The organism is Parabacteroides merdae ATCC 43184, from assembly GCF_025151215.1.
Taxonomy (GTDB): domain Bacteria; phylum Bacteroidota; class Bacteroidia; order Bacteroidales; family Tannerellaceae; genus Parabacteroides; species Parabacteroides merdae.
The window spans coordinates 962685-979933 of sequence record NZ_CP102286.1 but is presented as its reverse complement, the minus strand read 5'-3'; the positions used below and the strand labels follow the sequence as shown (position 1 = coordinate 979933).

Annotated in this window: 14 protein-coding genes; 5 read left to right on the top strand and 9 right to left on the bottom strand. The window is 44.9% G+C overall.

Going from position 1 to position 17249, the window contains the following annotated elements; translation table 11 throughout:
- The first annotated feature begins 395 nt into the window (after positions 1–395).
- The 4 genes from recJ (at position 396) to NQ542_RS03855 (ending at position 6371) form a co-directional block, all read left to right on the top strand.
- The gene (gene recJ, locus NQ542_RS03870) at positions 396–2120 is read left to right on the top strand and encodes a single-stranded-DNA-specific exonuclease RecJ (protein ID WP_005639311.1); all 1725 of its coding nucleotides are present in this window, start codon (positions 396–398) and stop codon (positions 2118–2120) included.
- Between the two features lie 9 nt (positions 2121–2129).
- Positions 2130–3830: a RecQ family ATP-dependent DNA helicase gene (locus NQ542_RS03865; protein ID WP_005639310.1), complete on the top strand. Its 1701-nt coding sequence runs from the start codon at positions 2130–2132 to the stop codon at positions 3828–3830.
- A 76-nt stretch (positions 3831–3906) separates the two neighbouring features.
- Positions 3907–5712 carry a PBP1 and LysM peptidoglycan-binding domain-containing protein gene (locus NQ542_RS03860; protein ID WP_005649961.1) on the top strand — a complete coding sequence of 602 codons (1806 nt, stop codon included), beginning with the start codon at positions 3907–3909 and terminating at the stop codon, positions 5710–5712.
- Positions 5709–6371 carry a porin family protein gene (locus NQ542_RS03855; RefSeq protein ID WP_005639307.1) on the top strand — a complete coding sequence of 221 codons (663 nt, stop codon included), beginning with the start codon at positions 5709–5711 and terminating at the stop codon, positions 6369–6371. Before NQ542_RS03860 ends, NQ542_RS03855 begins: the two co-directional genes overlap by 4 nt.
- Positions 6372–6653: 282 nt before the next feature.
- Here the strand turns inward: NQ542_RS03855 and NQ542_RS03850 are convergent, their stop codons facing one another.
- The 8 genes from NQ542_RS03850 to NQ542_RS03815 all read right to left on the bottom strand — a co-directional run bounded on the left by NQ542_RS03850 (position 6654) and on the right by NQ542_RS03815 (position 14189).
- Positions 6654–7115 carry a DUF4293 domain-containing protein gene (locus tag NQ542_RS03850; RefSeq protein ID WP_005639306.1) on the bottom strand — a complete coding sequence of 154 codons (462 nt, stop codon included), beginning with the start codon at positions 7113–7115 and terminating at the stop codon, positions 6654–6656.
- A 91-nt stretch (positions 7116–7206) separates the two neighbouring features.
- A complete protein-coding gene (locus NQ542_RS03845) occupies positions 7207–7539 on the bottom strand; it encodes a DNA-directed RNA polymerase subunit omega (protein ID WP_005639305.1) in 333 nt (110 codons plus the stop codon).
- Positions 7540–7565: 26 nt separating this feature from the next.
- Complete coding sequence (locus tag NQ542_RS03840) at positions 7566–8375, bottom strand: outer membrane protein assembly factor BamD (RefSeq protein ID WP_005639304.1); 810 nt, start codon at positions 8373–8375, stop codon at positions 7566–7568.
- 66 nt (positions 8376–8441) lie between these two features.
- The gene (locus NQ542_RS03835; RefSeq protein WP_005639303.1) at positions 8442–8867 is read right to left on the bottom strand and encodes a hypothetical protein; all 426 of its coding nucleotides are present in this window, start codon (positions 8865–8867) and stop codon (positions 8442–8444) included.
- A 97-nt stretch (positions 8868–8964) separates the two neighbouring features.
- On the bottom strand, positions 8965–10266 hold the full coding sequence (locus NQ542_RS03830) for a phenylacetate--CoA ligase family protein (RefSeq protein WP_005643803.1): 1302 nt from the start codon (positions 10264–10266) through the stop codon (positions 8965–8967).
- Between the two features lie 530 nt (positions 10267–10796).
- Entirely contained in the window at positions 10797–13019 is a 2223-nt protein-coding gene (locus tag NQ542_RS03825) for a GH92 family glycosyl hydrolase (RefSeq protein WP_005639299.1), read from the bottom strand.
- Between the two features lie 96 nt (positions 13020–13115).
- Positions 13116–13991 carry a twin-arginine translocase subunit TatC gene (tatC, locus tag NQ542_RS03820; protein ID WP_005639298.1) on the bottom strand — a complete coding sequence of 292 codons (876 nt, stop codon included), beginning with the start codon at positions 13989–13991 and terminating at the stop codon, positions 13116–13118.
- A 3-nt stretch (positions 13992–13994) separates the two neighbouring features.
- A complete protein-coding gene (locus NQ542_RS03815) occupies positions 13995–14189 on the bottom strand; it encodes a Sec-independent protein translocase subunit TatA/TatB (protein WP_005639296.1) in 195 nt (64 codons plus the stop codon).
- 141 nt (positions 14190–14330) lie between these two features.
- Between NQ542_RS03815 and fabD the strand changes: the two genes are divergently transcribed.
- Complete coding sequence (gene fabD, locus NQ542_RS03810; protein WP_005639288.1) at positions 14331–15212, top strand: ACP S-malonyltransferase; 882 nt, start codon at positions 14331–14333, stop codon at positions 15210–15212.
- Between the two features lie 76 nt (positions 15213–15288).
- Here the strand turns inward: fabD and NQ542_RS03805 are convergent, their stop codons facing one another.
- A complete protein-coding gene (locus tag NQ542_RS03805; RefSeq protein WP_005649966.1) occupies positions 15289–17208 on the bottom strand; it encodes a SusD/RagB family nutrient-binding outer membrane lipoprotein in 1920 nt (639 codons plus the stop codon).
- Positions 17209–17249 lie beyond the last annotated feature (41 nt).

Here is a 17249-nt window from a genome sequence, read left to right as displayed (position 1 = left end):
AATAATATAATGAAGGGAGATGTACGAAAAACAACCTTACCCCCACGCTTGACCATACATAATAAAAATCCTATGTACGCTGTGTACTTGGCAAATATACAATAAAAAAACTATCTTGCCTTATCTCTCATAAGCAAAACGTGGTTTTATAATTCAATGTTGCCAATGATCATCCATAATCAGCCATTTCACCCCCTCCAAATAGGCAAAAAACAGCCGGAGAGCAGCTTGAAAAAATTAAAACAGCTTCTAATTAATAAAAAAGCAAGCCGCCGAACAGAAATATCCATTTATATTATCTAACTTTACGGATTCAAATATATTGGAGGTTTTATCACCATAAACCCGCATATCCGATATATCAGAGACGATAAAAAAGAAAAAAACAATATATAATGATTACAAAATGGAACTTTCAAACCCCAACAGAAGAAGAGTTACATAAGAGAGACAGGCTGGCAAGCCAACTGGGACTCAGTCCGGTCGTATGTCTTTTGCTCGTTCAGCGAGGACTCACCACTGTTGAAGAGGTGAAGAAATTCTTTAAACCCAGCTTGAACGACCTGCATGATCCATTCCTCATGCCAGATATGGAGAAGGCGGTCAAACGCTTGAATAAAGCACTGGGTAATAAAGAAAAGATTTTGATTTACGGAGACTACGATGTAGACGGTACGACTGCCGTCTCATTGGTCTACAAGTATTTGCGTCCTTATTCATCGGCATTGGATTATTATATTCCGGACCGGTATGACGAAGGATACGGGATTTCGTACAAAGGGATCAATTACGCCCGGGAAAACGGGATCACGCTAGTGATCTCGCTCGACTGCGGCATCAAGGCCATCGAAAAGATCGAATATGCCAAGCAGTTGGGGATCGATTTTATTATCTGCGACCATCACATGCCGGACGACACATTGCCCGATGCCGTCGCCGTACTGGATGCCAAGCGGGTGGACTCGGTCTATCCGTACGAACATCTGTCGGGATGCGGCGTCGGGTTCAAGTTCATGCAGGCATTCGCCAAAAGCAACAACTTCCCGTTTGCCGACCTGGAGAAACTGCTGGAGCTGACGGCGGTCAGCATCGCCTCGGACATCGTCCCCATCACCGGCGAAAACCGCATATTGGCTTACTACGGCCTGAAGCAGCTTAACAGCAATCCGAGCCTCGGCCTGAAAGGGATCATCGATATCTGCGGCCTGTCGGGCAAAGAGATCACGATCAGCGACATCGTCTTCAAGATCGGACCTCGCATCAACGCTTCCGGCCGTATGATGAACGGAAAGGAAGCGGTCGAACTGCTCCTGGCGAAGGATGTCGACGTGGCCCGCGAAAAGAGCGAGAGCATCAACCAGTATAACGAAGAACGCCGCGAACTGGACAAGAAGATTACAGACGAGGCGAACGCCATCATCGACGAATTCCAGAACATGGAAGACCGTAAGGCGATCATCGTCTACAATCCGGGATGGCACAAAGGGGTGATCGGCATCGTCGCTTCCCGCCTGACGGAAAAATACTACCGCCCGGCAGTCGTCCTGACGAAATCGTCCGAACTGATCACTGGTTCCGCTCGCTCGGTCACGGGATTCGACATATACAAAGCAATCGAAAGCTGCCGCGACCTGTTGGAAAACTTCGGTGGCCACACGTATGCCGCCGGCCTCTCCCTGAAAGAGGAAAACCTGGACGCTTTCACCCAGCGGTTCCTCAAGCTGGCCGCCGACGAGATCATCCCCGAACAGATGACGCCGCAGATCGATATAGATGCCGTGCTGGACCTGCAAGATATCAACGCCAAGTTCATGAGTGAGTTGAAAAAGATGAATCCGTTCGGCCCGGACAACCAGAAGCCCGTATTCTGCTCGCTCGGAGTCAAAGATTACGGAACCAGCAAGTTGGTAGGGAAAGACTTGGAACATATCAAACTGGAATTGATCGACGACAAGTCGAACACACCGATACACGGCATTGCATTCGGCATGCACCAGCACAATACGCATATCAAGAACATGAAGCCTTTCAATATCTGCTACACCATCGAGGAGAACACCTACAACGGCAACACGTCGTTGCAACTGATGGTGAAGGACATCAAGGAGAACGATATATGAAGGGATGCGGTGGATGTCTACCATAAGATCTTAAGGAAGTATTGGGGATACCCTGCTTTCCGTCCCCTACAGGAGGATATTATCCATTCCGTCTGTGCCGGAAGAGACACGCTCGGCCTGATGCCGACGGGAGGCGGCAAATCGGTCACCTTCCAGGTTCCGGCATTGGCGATGGAAGGGATTTGCCTTGTCATTACCCCGCTTATCGCTTTGATGCGCGACCAGGTCGACAATCTGCGCCGGGTCGGGATCAAAGCTACGGCTGTATATTCGGGCATGGGCCGGCAGGAAATCGTTGCGGAATTGGAGAATTGCGTTTCCGGACAATACAAGTTCCTGTACGTTTCGCCCGAACGGCTTGCCACCGGATTATTCAGGGAAAAGCTACAGGCCATGAACGTCTGCCTGTTAGTGGTGGATGAAAGCCATTGTATCTCGCAATGGGGCTATGACTTCCGCCCTTCCTATCTCCATATCGCCGACATTCGGGAGCAACTGCCCGGCGTGCCGGTACTGGCACTGACGGCGACTGCCACGCCCGAAGTCGTGGACGACATACAGAGACGATTGCTTTTCAAGGAGAAGAATGTGTTCCGGACAAGCTTTGTCCGTCCGAACCTTGCCTACATCGTGCGCCGTACGGAAGACAAGCTGGGCACACTGGCCTACATACTCGGAAAAGTGCCCGGCACGGCTATCGTCTATACCCGGAGCCGGAAACAGACAAAAGAGGCAGCTCTCTTCCTGCAACAAGCCGGAATATCTGCCGATTTCTTTCATGCCGGACTGAACCGGGAAGAAAAGGCGATCCGGCAGCACCGTTGGAAAAATAACGAGTGCCGCGTAATGGTCGCCACGAATGCTTTCGGGATGGGAATCGACAAGCCGGACGTGCGGTTGGTTGTCCATCTGGATATGCCGGGATCATTGGAAGAATATTTCCAGGAGGCAGGCCGCGTCGGACGAGACAGCCGGAAAGCCTTTGCAGTAGCTCTCTGTACAGATACGGATAGTTTTCATCTGAAAAAGCGGATAGACGATGAGTTTCCCGAAAAGAAGCTGATCGGAAAAGTATATGAAGCGTTGGGCGATTATTTCCGAATTCAGGAAGGACAAGGAAAAGATATCGTTCATAACTTTGAACTGACGGATTTCTATTCCACTTGCCAGCTTCCTCCGCTACAGATACATCATGCATTGAAGTTGCTAGAACTGTCCGGCTACATTGAATATTGCGAAGCAATAGACGAATCATCCTTCCAGACCGCCTCCCAAATCACATATACGCATCCACGTGTGCGAACAAATGCCCTTATTATCCCATCTTCCGCTTATGAGGAACGTCGGGAAAGAATGAAAAAACGCATTTCGAAAGTGGTGGAATACATGAACGGGATACATATATGCCGGAGTCGCCTGCTACTCTCCTATTTCGGGGAAAAGAATACGGAAGATTGCGGATGTTGCGACGTCTGCCTTTCCAAGAATGATTCCGGCCTGAACAACCGGGATTTCAACGCCATACGCGACCTGTTACTCAGACTGCTTTCCACCCGGCAACTGCTTCCTGTCACCACCTTGCTCCCCTTATTACCTTTTCCGGAGGAAAAAATCGTCACCACCATCCGCTTCCTAGCCGAGCATGACAAACGGTTTTATTTGAAAGAGGGAAAGGTGGGAATTTTTACGGATATCGGAAATGCCAGATAATGCACTTTAGCGACTTATCTTTTATTACTCTCGTTTTTTGTTGTTATCTTTGCCCCTAAATAATCCAAATCAGCAAATGAATAAGATTAACATATATGTACTGACGTTCTTTCTGAGTCTGGCTGGTGTATCTATCTATGCACAAAACAACCGATCACAAGTGGTTATTACAAGCGGACAAGACAATAATGTATTTTTTCATACAATAGAAAAAGGGCAAACTGTTTACGCAATCGCTACCATGTACGGAGTTACGCCCGATGATATTTACCGGCTGAATCCAGATAGCAAAGAGGGGATCAAAGCAGGTGCCACCCTTAAAATACCGCAACGCGACATAGTTGGAGGTACTGCTAAGAAGCAAGATGGAAATTATATTTTCCATACCATACAGCCCAAAGAAACCCTGTATTCATTATCCATCCGGTACACCGTTCCCGCTACCGCCATCGTAAAAGCGAACCCCGGATTGTCTACTTCCACTTTTACAATTGGCAAGACAATCCGCATTCCGGCGACGCAAGTGGAAGATTTACCGACGACGGAGCTCAAGACCGTTACCAAAGAAATTGAATATACCGTCCAGAAAAAGGAAACCATGTACCGGATCTGCCGGAAATTCAATATTTCCAGCTACGAGTTGATCAAGCTTAACCCGAAATTGAAAGAAGGAGTTAAGGCCGGTATGACTATTAAGATACCCGTACAAGCCGAAGAGAATATGACAACCGAACCTGCAACCACCATGCTTTCGGAAAGAGATGTCAATGCGTTGCTCTCAGAACCGAAAAGCATCGAGCGCGTCAACAGCGTCAAAGTAGCCTTGTTATTGCCGTTTATGACAAATGAGACTATCCCGTCTACGGAGACACAACGCTTCATCGAATATTACGAAGGTCTCTTGCTGGCGGTGGACAGTCTTAAAAACACAGGCTGTTCTATCGATCTGTCAGTTTATGATACAGGAAACGGAACGAAGAAACTGAAAGAGATCCTGAAAGAGGATGCCTTGAAGAATGCCAACCTCATCATCGGAGCCGTACAAAACGACCAGATCGGCCCGGTTGCGGAATTTGCCCAGAAGAACAACATCAAATATGTGATTCCTTTTACATCGAAGAACGACGATGTGTTGTCAAACGCATATGTTTACCAGGTAAATACGCCCCACTCCTACCTGTATGCCAAAGCGGCTCAAGGCGGATGCGACCTATTTGCCGAAGACAATATAATCCTACTGAACATCAGGGACGGCAAGGATAAAACCGAATTTATCAAGGCATTCAAAGCCGAGATGAAACAACGGCAGATCCCATTTACCGAAATCAATTATAATGCCGAAACCCTAACTGCCGATGTCGACACGCTCCTCAGAACAGACAAACGGAACGTGATCGTACCGACTTCGGGCACATTGGAGGCTCTAAACAAGATCAAGTCTCCGTTACGTATGCTGGCGGAAACAAAACCCGAATGCGGACTGACCTTGTTCGGCTATCCTGAATGGCAGACATATACGCGTGACTGTCTGGAAGATTTCTATGCACTGAACACATATATATACAGTAACTTCTATGCTGACAACCTGTCGAAAGAGGTGGCAGACTTCTATACCAAATATAAAAACTGGTATAGTAAAAACCTGATCAATATATTCCCTAAATATGGTATTTTAGGATTCGACACCGGTATGTTTTTCATTGGAGCAATCAACAAATATGGTTCCAACTTCGAGAATAATCTGGATAAAATTCATTACCAGGGCGTACAGACCGGATTCGATTTCCATCGCGTAAATAACTGGGGAGGTTTCATTAATACGAACATCTTTATTGTTCATTATCAGAGTGATTTCAATGTAACACGGAACGAAGTAAGATGATCAGGAAAGTTATTGCAACAGTTATTATAAGCCTTGTCACCCTGAACTACATTCAGGCGCAGGATAAGTTCAAACGGGAATTGTCTTTGGGTGCTTCCTTCGGTACGACCTTTTCCAAAGTCAGTTTTGCCCAGACGAAAGTGCAGCAGAAAATAAAAATGGGCTACACGGGCGGTCTCACGCTCCGGTGGATCACGGAAAAAAATCTAGGATTGCAGGCTGAACTGAATTTCATCCAACATGGATGGGATGAAAAGTTCGAGGACCAACCTCAGTATAAATACAGCCGGACAATCAACTACTTTGAACTTCCGATCCTGACACATATCTATTTTGGCAGTAAACGTTTCAGGGTATTCGTCAACCTAGGACCCAAAATAGGATATGCTTTCGGTGAAAAGACAGACGAGAATCTGAACGGAGCCAAGCCGAACACCGAAAACGAACAGCACGATATGCCAATCGAAAAGAAATTCGACTGGGGATTATGCGGTGGTCCGGGTATCGAACTTCGTACAGGAATTGGCTCTTTCCTCCTGGAGGGCCGCTACTACTATGCCCTCGGCGACATCTTCAACAGCCGTAAAGAAGATTATTTTTCCAAATCGTCTTCGCAGGTAATCTCGGCTAAGATCACGTATATGATTCCGGGATTTTAAGATTTATGATTGAACAATCTTAGGCAATATAGAAATCAAGGCTTACAATAATTTTGTAACAAAGACAAGCCAAGAATGGGCAGTATCCTCCCAAAACAAAAACGCCGCCTTTCCCTTTTTAAAAGTCTAAAGCTCTACTACATGATTAGTTTTGCATTAGAAGTATTAAGAATTTATCAATGCTAATAGAGATAATATAGTCTTTAGGCTATCAGATTTAGGCCAAAAAAAGAGGATATCCCAGTGATGAGATATCCTCTTTTTTTATATACTCCGAAATGATTATCTCAAGCGATCCAAAGAACGCACCAGTGCTTCGTCTGCCCCAATATTACGTATAGCCAAATAATCCAGAATCAGGCTGATTAACGGAAAAGAAAAGGCGATCTTCAAACTTAATGAGAATATCTCCTTTTGATTACCCAGATCCCAGTAAAAGAATGCAAAGAGACCGTAAAAACCTAACATCAAAATTGCATTAAATACGCAAATCCGTATCTGAAGGATTCTTTTCTTAAACAGGAAGATAGTCAAAAGAGCCAGCAAAGAGATCACGATTGTCAAAGCAAACAATCCCCATGTGGGATAAATAAGTTCCGGCTGAGCGGCCATTGTACTGATACCGGTCGCATCAAATGTAAACAATTGATCACCCGACTGCAACACGGCAAGCGGTAAAAACAGAATGGCAATCGTCAATGCCATTATAATAAGCAAATAAACCGTTTGTATTCTCTGTAACATAATAAAACAATTGACAATTAACAATTAACAATTGACAATTATTAGATGATATCACCTAACCGTCAATTGTCAATTATCAATTGTCAATTAATTAAAGGTTATTCTTTTCTTTTGCAGGGTTCTTATAATACACCTTACCATCTTCATACTCCTTAGCTGCGATCAAAGTCGGTTTTGGGAGTTTTTCATAGTAACGTGAAATCTCAATCTGCTCTCTGTTTTCAAAAACTTCTTCCAGATTATCATTATAGGAAGCAAATTCCTGAAGTTTCTTTTCCAGATCCTGTTTCATCTCAACAGCAATCTGATTAGCACGTTTACCAATGATTGCAACAGTTTCATACACATTGCCCGTGTCTGATGACAGCTTCATCATGTCGCGGGTAACTGTATTCGACGGAGCGTTAGTCTTTCTGTAATCCATACTTACTTTATTGATTAGTTGTTTCGTTAATACGTATCTGTTATTCGCTTGCTGGCATAGTCGTAGAACTTCTGAACCTGTTTTACATACTTGCCTTCGGGATACTCGTTCATGTAATTGTAATATTCATCTACAACCTCACGGTAACGTCCCTGCAACTTTTCTTCCACACTAACCACAGCCAATTCGTATTTGGCACGAATGGTATAGAACATAAACTCTTCCCTATATTTTGAATACGGATAGTTCTTAAGTGCATTTTGCGCGGTAATCACACATGAAAGATAGTTGTTTCCCATATAGGTACCCAAGTTGAAATACAACCGGACTGCCAACAGTTCCTTATAGGCGAGCTTTTCCTGCAATTCGAACATAATGTTCTGAGCTTCTTTAGCACGTTCGCTTTGCGGATAATACTCCAAATATAATTGCAACTGGTTAATGGCTTCATACGTTTGCGCCTGATCCAAGCGGGGGTCCGGTGAATCCAGATACAATCCATAACCCGAATAATAACGGGCCAACTCGGTAAACTCGCCTTTCGGATAAGTCGTATAATAGGTATTAAAGTATTGCGAAGCAGTCTGGTAGTCTTTTTGTCCATAATAACTTTGCGCCAGCAGATACAAAGATTCTTCAGCATTAGCTGTACCTTTAAAAATAGGCACCAGTTCATCCAGCAAAGTGGCAGACTTCGAATATTGTTTTGCATTGAAATATTTCTTTGCATACGAATATTTCAATTCGTAGTCTGTACTTTTCAGTATCTTGTTATACTCCCCACAGGAAGATAACAGAACCGTAATCATCATCAATAAAAATACAACCTTTTTCATTCACATACTTTTAGCGCGCAAAGTTAAAGTTTTCCAACAAATAAACGAAGCGCTTAACGTTAATATTTACAACTTATATAAGTCACTGGCCGCAATCAGCTCCAGTTTATTGGCTTTCAGAACCTCCGCACACTTCTCCACATTGTCGGGACGAATGATCACATTGGCTGCCTCACCCTGAGAAAAAGCGTACATATATTCAATAAATATTCCGGCCGAAGTAATGATATCCATCGCTTTAGCCAATGCTCCCGGCTGATTGGGGCAATGTAGACAAACAACATCGGCCACGCTCACGGCATACAAGCGATCGCGTAAGACCTTGATGGCAGTATCCGTATCCGACACGATCAAACGCAAGATACCGAAGTCTGAATTTTCAGCAACTGTGAAAGCGGACATGTTTACGCCTGCTTCACCTAATATTTTTGCCACTTCCGTAAAACGGCCTTTCTTATTTTCCAGAAAGATAGATAATTGTTTAATTAACATGGGGGATAAAATTTGATTTATAACTAATTATTTATGATTTATGATTTATGAACTGTCGATAATTCATAAATCACAAATCATAAATCAGAATTCTTTCCTATTCCAGTTTACGATTATCGATCACATGTTTGGCTTTACCCATACTCCGCTCGATGCTGCGCGGCTCGACAATCCTTATATCGGGTTGCAAACCGATTACACTCTGCATACGGTTCGCGATTTTCTTCTTCAAGGCAATCATCTTGTTCATTTCGTCCGAATAAAACTCCTGACGCACTTCTACTTGAATCTGGAATGTGTCCGTATTGTTTACACGGTCGACCACAATCAGATAATGCGGTTCGAATTCCGGCATTTCAAGAATGACCGATTCCACCTGCGACGGAAATACATTCACACCCCGAATAATCAACATATCGTCACTACGTCCGAGAATACGTCCCATACGAACAGCCGTACGTCCACATTCGCATTTATCATAAATCAAATGCGTCAGGTCGCGCGTACGGTAACGGATCATAGGCATCCCTTCTTTTGTCAATGTCGTGAAAACCAATTCTCCGTGCTGTCCAGGTTCTACCGGTTCCAAAGTAACCGGATCCACAATTTCAGGGAAAAAATGGTCTTCCCATAAATGCGTACCGTTCTGACACTCGCACTCTCCTCCAACTCCCGGACCACAAATCTCTGTCAGCCCATAGATATCATAGGCCTTGATATTCAGCTTGCTTTCCAACTCTTTACGCATATTTTCCGTCCAAGGTTCAGCCCCAAAAGCACCGACACGCAACTTGAATTCTTCCAACGGTATGCCGGATGAGTGAATTGTTTCTGCCAGATACAACGCATAGGAAGGCGTGCAAGCCAACCCCTTAGCGCCAAAATCATGCATCAACTGAATCTGTTTCTGCGTATTGCCACTACTCATCGGAATTACCGTCCCGCCGATATTCTCGACTCCGGCATGTGCTCCCAAGCCTCCTGTAAACAAGCCATAACCGTATGAAACCTGCACCGAATCATTCTTGGTCAGACCATAAGCGGTCAGACATCGTGCCACCACTTCAGCCCAGATAGACAGATCTTTCCGGGTATAACCGACAACAATAGGCTTTCCCGTCGTTCCGGAAGAAGCGTGCAACCGGACAATCTCAGACATCGGCACGGCCATCAGCCCGAAAGGATAATTGTCCCGCAAGTCCTGTTTAACGGTAAACGGGAGCTTCACTATATCGTCAATAGAATGAATATCTTCCGGAGTAATCCCCATTTCCTGCATTTTCTTACGGTAGAAAGGAGAATTATGATAAGCGTGTTCAACAACCCGCCTTAAGCGGATACTCTGTAATCTCCGCATTTCCTCGCGGTTCATACATTCGATAGTCTCGTTCCAAATCATGGTATCAGTTCGCTGTCTTTTAATGTTAATAGTCTAAATCAGTTGCAAAGTAATAACTTTTTTGCAAAGAAACCTTCTTTTTAGTTCTCCTTTTATGCCACCTCGTGCTTATCTTACCGTTTTCATCCGTCTCCGAACTTGTTAAACAGCATATAAACCTTTTTTATAGGGAGATTATTTGTCGTAAAGGTATGACATAAAATGAAGCAGGACAGCAGACAAACTAATAAACAAAAGCACAAATGTTTGCATACACCCACATCTTGCGACCTTCTACATCCGGGTGTAGCGTTCCATAGACCCGGATGTTCAGGCCCCATACATCCGGATGTTCAGCCGAAAATCATACTACTTTGCTAATAATAAAATACCTATCTATCACAAATAGCCTATTTGATTTTGTGATAGATGTGTGATAGATGAAAACGCCATCTATCACACATCTCACGCTTTGATTAATAAAGCACACACGCAAAAGCGTGATAGAGTGATAGAGATTTATGAACATCATGAATTCTTCGTCATGGCAATTACATATTATTATACCATACCGGTCCCGGCCGGTTACCCATTTCAAACTCCAATGTGTCACCATTCATAATCTGCTCATGGGTAATATAGCTCTTGTCATACGGTCGGCCATTCAACTTCACAGATTGAACATAGATATTTTCACGGCTTACAGCCGGAGCCAAGACCGCAAAAGTTTTGCCGTTTGCCAAATGCATCTTCACTTCTGGAAATATCGGAGTTCCGATCTCATACTTGCCACTGATCGGATCAACCGGATAGAAGCCCATCGAACTGAATACGAACCAAGCCGACATCTGTCCGCAATCTTCATTCCCACAAATACCGTCCGGAGCATTCTGATATAGGTTGTGCAGGACCTCAGCCACATACTTCTGCGTCTTCCAGGGCTGTCCTACTTTATTATATAAATAAATCACATGATGGCTCGGTTCGTTGCCATGTGCGTATTGCCCGATCATACCGGTACTGAAGATCGGCAGGTCTTCTGTCGATTTAGGAACGTAGGTGAACATACTGTCCAGTTTCTCAGCGAAACGTTCCTTGCTTCCGACCAGGCCGACCAGACCGTCCAGATCCTGAGGTACAGACCAGAAATATTGCCAGCCATTACTTTCACAGATATCTTCGGTATAGTCGTCGGGGCTGAAGTTTGCAGCGAAGTTCCCTTTCTCGTCACGCGGCTGCATGAAAGAAGTGGCCGGATTATAAACATTCCGGTAGTTCTGAGCACGTTTGTAGAATTCATCGGCGATCTCTTTCTTGCCCATCTTCTTTGCCATTGTTGCAATACAATAATCATCATAAGCATATTCCAATGTCTTGGATAACGACCAGTTCTCCCATTTCTTGGGATCGCCGTAGGCTGGGACATACCCTAACTTCTTGTAATCACCGATTCCCCGGTAATCATCACGGTTGGCCGTAGCAATACAGGCCTCAAGTGCTTTTTCCGGATCGAAATTGCCGATACCTTTCAGATACGCATCCACAATTACGGGAACGGCATGATATCCGATCATCATATTGGTTTCCCAGCCATACAAATTCCACAATGGCAAAGCCCCGTTCTGTTCATTGAATTTCAAGAAACCTTTGATCATATCATTTGCACGTTCTGGTTCGGTATAGGTAAATAGCGGATGAGAAGCGCGATAAGTATCCCACAACGAGAAAGTGGAATAGTTCGTCCATCCGTCCGCTTTATGGATCTGCTGATCCGGGCCGTAATAGGAACCATCCACATCACTGTAAATAGTCGGAGCGATCATGGAATGGTACAAAGCAGTATAGAACTTCACCAGGTCATCAGTATCCGAGCTTTTCACCTCTATTTTAGAAAGCTGCTTGTTCCATGTTTTGGCAGCCTGCGCTTGATAATAATCGAAATCGTCTTTCGAAACCTCCGCACGCAGGTTCTTGCCTGCTCCTTCCATACTGACACCGGATATACCTGTCGTTACTAAAATTTCCTCATCTTTCTCCGTATTGAAATCGAAACGGGCAATATAGGCCGTACCGATCCTGCCACGATCTTTCGTTACGATAGAAGTTGTGTCCATATGGCAAGCCATGAAAGGTTTCGAGAAACGAGTCTCAAAATAAACATGCTGCAAAGGAGACCAGCCTTGCGAGAAACGATATCCCCGGATCGTCATCGAATCGACCACTTCTATATACGAATCCAACGTGAAGTCCCAGTTCATCGCCTTTTTGAGGTTCAAGAATACGGATGCCTCTGCTTTGGGGAACGTATAACGCTGAATACCGCAACGTTCAGTCGCGGTCAACTCGACATTAATATTGTAATCTTTCAGCAGCACACGGTAATAGCCAGCCGAAGCCATCTCGTCATTGTGCGAAAAAGTCGAATAGACGCCCAAAGGAGCAGGTGCCTCCTTATACGGACGAGTCACCGGCATGAAAGAGATATCGTACAAATCGCCCGCACCTGTCCCTGACAAATGGGTATGGCTGAAACCGGCGATAGTCGTGTCGGGATAAAAATAACCGGAAATACGGTCCCAACCGGGAAGCCCGTTGTCAGGACTCAACTGAACCATTCCGAAAGGGACTTGCGCTCCCGGATAGGTATTACCCGTAAAGTCTGTCCCGATAAAAGGATTGACATATTGTGTATAATCATCCGCCTCCTGTTGTTTTTCCGGCGTGCAGGCTGCCAGAGCCAGCAAGGAGACCGCCAATAAGGATATATGCCTCATGTTTACTTTATGTTTTAGTCTTGACAAAGATAAAAAAAGAGACGTACAATAAAAACTGTACGTCTCTTCTATAACTATTTTACGATGTCCGTAGTTTTAGGCCGGTGCGATTTCCGTACTATCTTCATCCTCGTCATCTGCATCTCCATTCGTGTCATTCTTCACAAAGAACGCACTCAATTCGAACAATCCATACAGCGGGAAGAATACGATACCCAATGTGAACGGGTCACTACTTGGGGTGATAAATGCAGCAGCAACCAACAACCCCACGATAGCATGCCGCCTGTATTTGTGGAAGAACGAACGTTTCAACAAACCGATCTTCGACAACAGCCACGAAACCAACGGCATTTCAAAAACGATTCCCATCACAAAGATCAGCATCAGGAAATTATCCATATACGAATCCAAAGAGACCTGTTCCGTTATATTGGCACTCAACTGATAAGTTGCCAAAAAGCGCAGCGTCATCGGGAATACCATAAAATATCCGACAGCACATCCGATAAAGAACATGATTGTTCCCAAAAGAAATACCCATTTGACATTTTTCTTCTCATTCTCATACAAAGCCGGACTAATGAACTTCCAGATTTCCCACATCAGATAAGGGAAAGTAAGCACAAGTGCCAACCAGAACGAGGTGGTCATGTGAGTAAAGAACTGAGATGCCAATCTGATATTAAACACATCCACATGAAAATTATCATTACAGAAATCAGGCAGAACATCAAACCACGGACTGACATTGACCAACCACTGGTTCAAATCGCACAACCATCTGTAAAAGATAAAATCGGAATAACAGGGTGCCAATACTACGCGGTCAAATATACCATCGCTACCACGCATAAAGGCGAAACTGCCTATCGCAAAGATAAAGAGCGCTAAAAAAGAACGGAACAGAGTCCAACGAAGTGCCTCCAGGTGGTCCCAGAAGGACATTTCTTCTTGTTCTAATTCTGCCATCTTTTACTTTTTATCGGTATCGTCTATCTTAATGTCGTCTTCTAATCCTTTTACACCGTCTTTAAAGTTTTTCACACCTTTACCGATACCTTTCATCAGTTCAGGTATTTTTTTACCACCGAAAAGTAACAAAACAATAATGGCAATGATGATAATCTCGCCAGTTCCTAAATTTCCAAGAAATAATAATTGATCCATGATATTGTATAAATTAGTCGTTAATATTCCTGTTATCGATGGGGCAAAGATACAATTTGTAATGAATAGTACCCCAATTATTCTAAATTTATTACCTTTGCGCCATCTTAAAAAACTGAAATTAGAAAAAGATTAGAAAAAATGAAAGCGTATGTATTTCCCGGTCAGGGTGCCCAGTTTGTCGGAATGGGAAAAGACCTTTATGAAAACAATCCTCTTGCAAAAGAGATGTTTGAAAAGGCTAACGAAATCCTCGGCTTCCGCATCACGGATCTGATGTTCGCCGGAACAGACGAAGATCTGCGCCAGACAAAAGTGACACAGCCTGCCATTTTCTTACACTCAGTCATTCTTGCAAAAACATTAGGTGACCAGTTCAAACCGGATATGACAGCCGGACACTCTTTAGGAGAATTCTCCGCGCTTGTTGCAGCCGGAGCCTTGTCTTTCGAAGACGGACTTGTTCTGGTATCCAAACGTGCTATGGCGATGCAGAAAGCCTGCGAAGCCACACCCTCGACAATGGCTGCCGTTCTGGCATTGCCGGACGAAAAAGTAGAAGAGATCTGCGCAAGCATCGAAGGTGAAGTCGTCGTATGTGCAAATTACAACTGTCCGGGACAGCTTGTCATCTCCGGCTCCGTACCCGGTATCGATGCCGCATGTGAAAAGATGCTGGCAGCCGGTGCAAAACGCGCACTGAAGTTGAAAGTCGGCGGTGCATTCCACTCCCCTCTGATGGAACCGGCTCGTGCAGAACTGGCTGCCGCTATCGAAGCGACTCCGATCCACAAACCGTCTTGCCCTGTTTACCAAAACGTAAGCACGAAAGGCGAAACCTGCCCTGAAACAATCAAGACTAACCTGATTGCCCAGCTGACTGCCCCGGTCCGTTGGACACAGAGCGTTCAGAACATGATTGCCGACGGTGCCGATCATTTCATCGAACTAGGTCCGGGCGCTGTACTTCAAGGATTAGTGAAAAAGATCAATAAGGAAGTAACGACAGAAGGCATGCAATAAACAGTTTGCTTCATTCATATAAAAAGGTTGGTAGGAAAGTTCTTCATCGAACACCTACCAACCTTTTCTCATATCACTACTTCAGATTCCACCACAAGGCAGTCTCCACCACATCCGGTCCGCCCAACAGTTCGAGAGCTTTATTATAACCTTCCAGGTTGTTCGTCTGGATATTGGCCGGATAGCGATAACGCTTCGGATAAAACTCCAAACGGCATTCTTTTGAAGTGGCAACTGTCAAGGGAACCTGGTTCAACGGGTTATAGTCTTTTTCGACGGCCTGATTCTCGAAAAAAGGCAAACCGATACGGCGATGGTCGCTCCAAACTTCCTCGGGCAACCAGGGAACCTGAGCAATATATTTCTGTGTGAAGATCTTCGTCATCGCATCGTTATTATATGCACCGCCACGATAGATGGAATTTTTCGGATATGTATAAGTCATCGTCTTGTTCTCTTTTGTGTACGGATCAACATAGTTTACGATATAAGGCTTTGCCTCCGTTGTATGGTCGAAACTGACAGATGTTCCGATCCGATTATATTCGGTAGAAGACAGATAAGCACCGACTTCACTCAACAAGCCGTGGTACTCGAAGCTCGCAGTCACTCCGTTCTCGTAGTTCGATTTAGGAGAGCCCGGAACATCCCAACCACGCACGCCGGCTTCAGCCAGCAAGAAATAACTTTCCCAAGGACCGAAATAGACACGTTTCTGAGTACTCATGCGGTATTGCTTCGACATGGACGGATAGTTATAGTTTTTTCCAGTCAATTCGGTAGCCAAACTACCTTTCACATCCCATTCACCGGCCACCCATGTCCCCCAAGTATATCTAGGATCGATTGTCAGCATCGGCTTCGTGTTATCATCCGGATCGAACAGGGAGACCGGTTTTACCTCGCTGGCCGCCCCGATATAATCGGAATAAACCACACCATCGTTCCATCCTACTACACTAAATAACTTCGGTGCACGTGGATCGACATATTGTGGAACGCCGTCGAAATAAAATCCGGCACACGGATCGTTCGTCGTCAACGGAAAATGCCTATCCAAATACAAGCCCATGTAAGTATGCGGGTTCTTCAGATGTGCTTTCAATGAATCAGGTAGCGGAAATTCGTTACTTCCCAAGCCGACCACGAGATTCTTGAATGTAACGGACATCGCCTGTGCATTCCAGGTACGGGACATAACGCTGGTCAGGTCGCTCCATCCGTCCTTTTCCTGTACACTGGCAAGTTCGGAAAGTGAAGAAATATATCCTTTGGAAGCGGCATCTTCAAACTCTCTTTCAGCCAGCTGCGGGTTTGCATTCACGATACGCATTGCCAGGCGCATACGCAGAGAATTGGCATATTTCTTCCACATATTCACATTTCCGGCATAGAAAGCGTCTTCAGCCGACATCGGAGACATATCAATTGACGGGTCGAGCGCGGCTTCCGCCTCCTTTAGTTCTTTGAGAATAAAAGTATAAATCGCTTCTACACTGTCGTACTCGCCCGGAACGCCCGAAAAAGCATCCAACGCCGGAATCGGCCCGAACCCGTCAGAGACCTCCGAGTTCAGGTAAGCCCGCCAGATACGCGCCATCTGGATCACATTCTTATAATACGGATAGAGATCAGCTTCACCATCGGCCACTTTCTTCTCGCCCAGTTGAACGGCTTTAGTCGCCTGATTCAACCATTTCACGGCATAGTCGTTGCTCAGGTAGCGCGTGATATAATCATTATTATCCGTACCGATCGTGAAACCGCTTCCCCGATTGAAACGAGACGCCCGGTTCCAAGTCAGGATAAACATACGTTCGGCGATCTCCGGATTCATCTGGTCACCGACGATCGAGGCATTCAAAAACCATTCAGGCTTTACCTTGCTTTCATCCACCTGGTTCGGATCTTCATTTATCTCCTGAAAATCGTTACAGGAAGAAAACAATGCCGCCATAGAGAATAGGCCTGCTAATATTTTATTTTTTGTGTTCATATTATGTTGTTTCTTTTTATATCCTTTACAAAATGATTGCA

Bases quoted from the DNA above. Each gene is read 5' to 3' on its own strand.
- recJ (WP_005639311.1), top strand. From the start codon at position 396: ATGATTACAAAATGGAACTTTCAAACCCCAACAGAAGAAGAGTTACAT.
- NQ542_RS03860 (WP_005649961.1), top strand. From the start codon at position 3,907: ATGAATAAGATTAACATATATGTACTGACGTTCTTTCTGAGTCTGGCT.
- NQ542_RS03855 (WP_005639307.1), top strand. From the start codon at position 5,709: ATGATCAGGAAAGTTATTGCAACAGTTATTATAAGCCTTGTCACCCTG.
- NQ542_RS03850 (WP_005639306.1), bottom strand. From the start codon at position 7,115: ATGTTACAGAGAATACAAACGGTTTATTTGCTTATTATAATGGCATTG.
- NQ542_RS03845 (WP_005639305.1), bottom strand. From the start codon at position 7,539: ATGGATTACAGAAAGACTAACGCTCCGTCGAATACAGTTACCCGCGAC.
- NQ542_RS03840 (WP_005639304.1), bottom strand. From the start codon at position 8,375: ATGAAAAAGGTTGTATTTTTATTGATGATGATTACGGTTCTGTTATCT.
- NQ542_RS03835 (WP_005639303.1), bottom strand. From the start codon at position 8,867: ATGTTAATTAAACAATTATCTATCTTTCTGGAAAATAAGAAAGGCCGT.
- NQ542_RS03830 (WP_005643803.1), bottom strand. From the start codon at position 10,266: ATGATTTGGAACGAGACTATCGAATGTATGAACCGCGAGGAAATGCGG.
- NQ542_RS03825 (WP_005639299.1), bottom strand. From the start codon at position 13,019: ATGAGGCATATATCCTTATTGGCGGTCTCCTTGCTGGCTCTGGCAGCC.
- tatC (WP_005639298.1), bottom strand. From the start codon at position 13,991: ATGGCAGAATTAGAACAAGAAGAAATGTCCTTCTGGGACCACCTGGAG.
- NQ542_RS03815 (WP_005639296.1), bottom strand. From the start codon at position 14,189: ATGGATCAATTATTATTTCTTGGAAATTTAGGAACTGGCGAGATTATC.
- fabD (WP_005639288.1), top strand. From the start codon at position 14,331: ATGAAAGCGTATGTATTTCCCGGTCAGGGTGCCCAGTTTGTCGGAATG.
- NQ542_RS03805 (WP_005649966.1), bottom strand. From the start codon at position 17,208: ATGAACACAAAAAATAAAATATTAGCAGGCCTATTCTCTATGGCGGCA.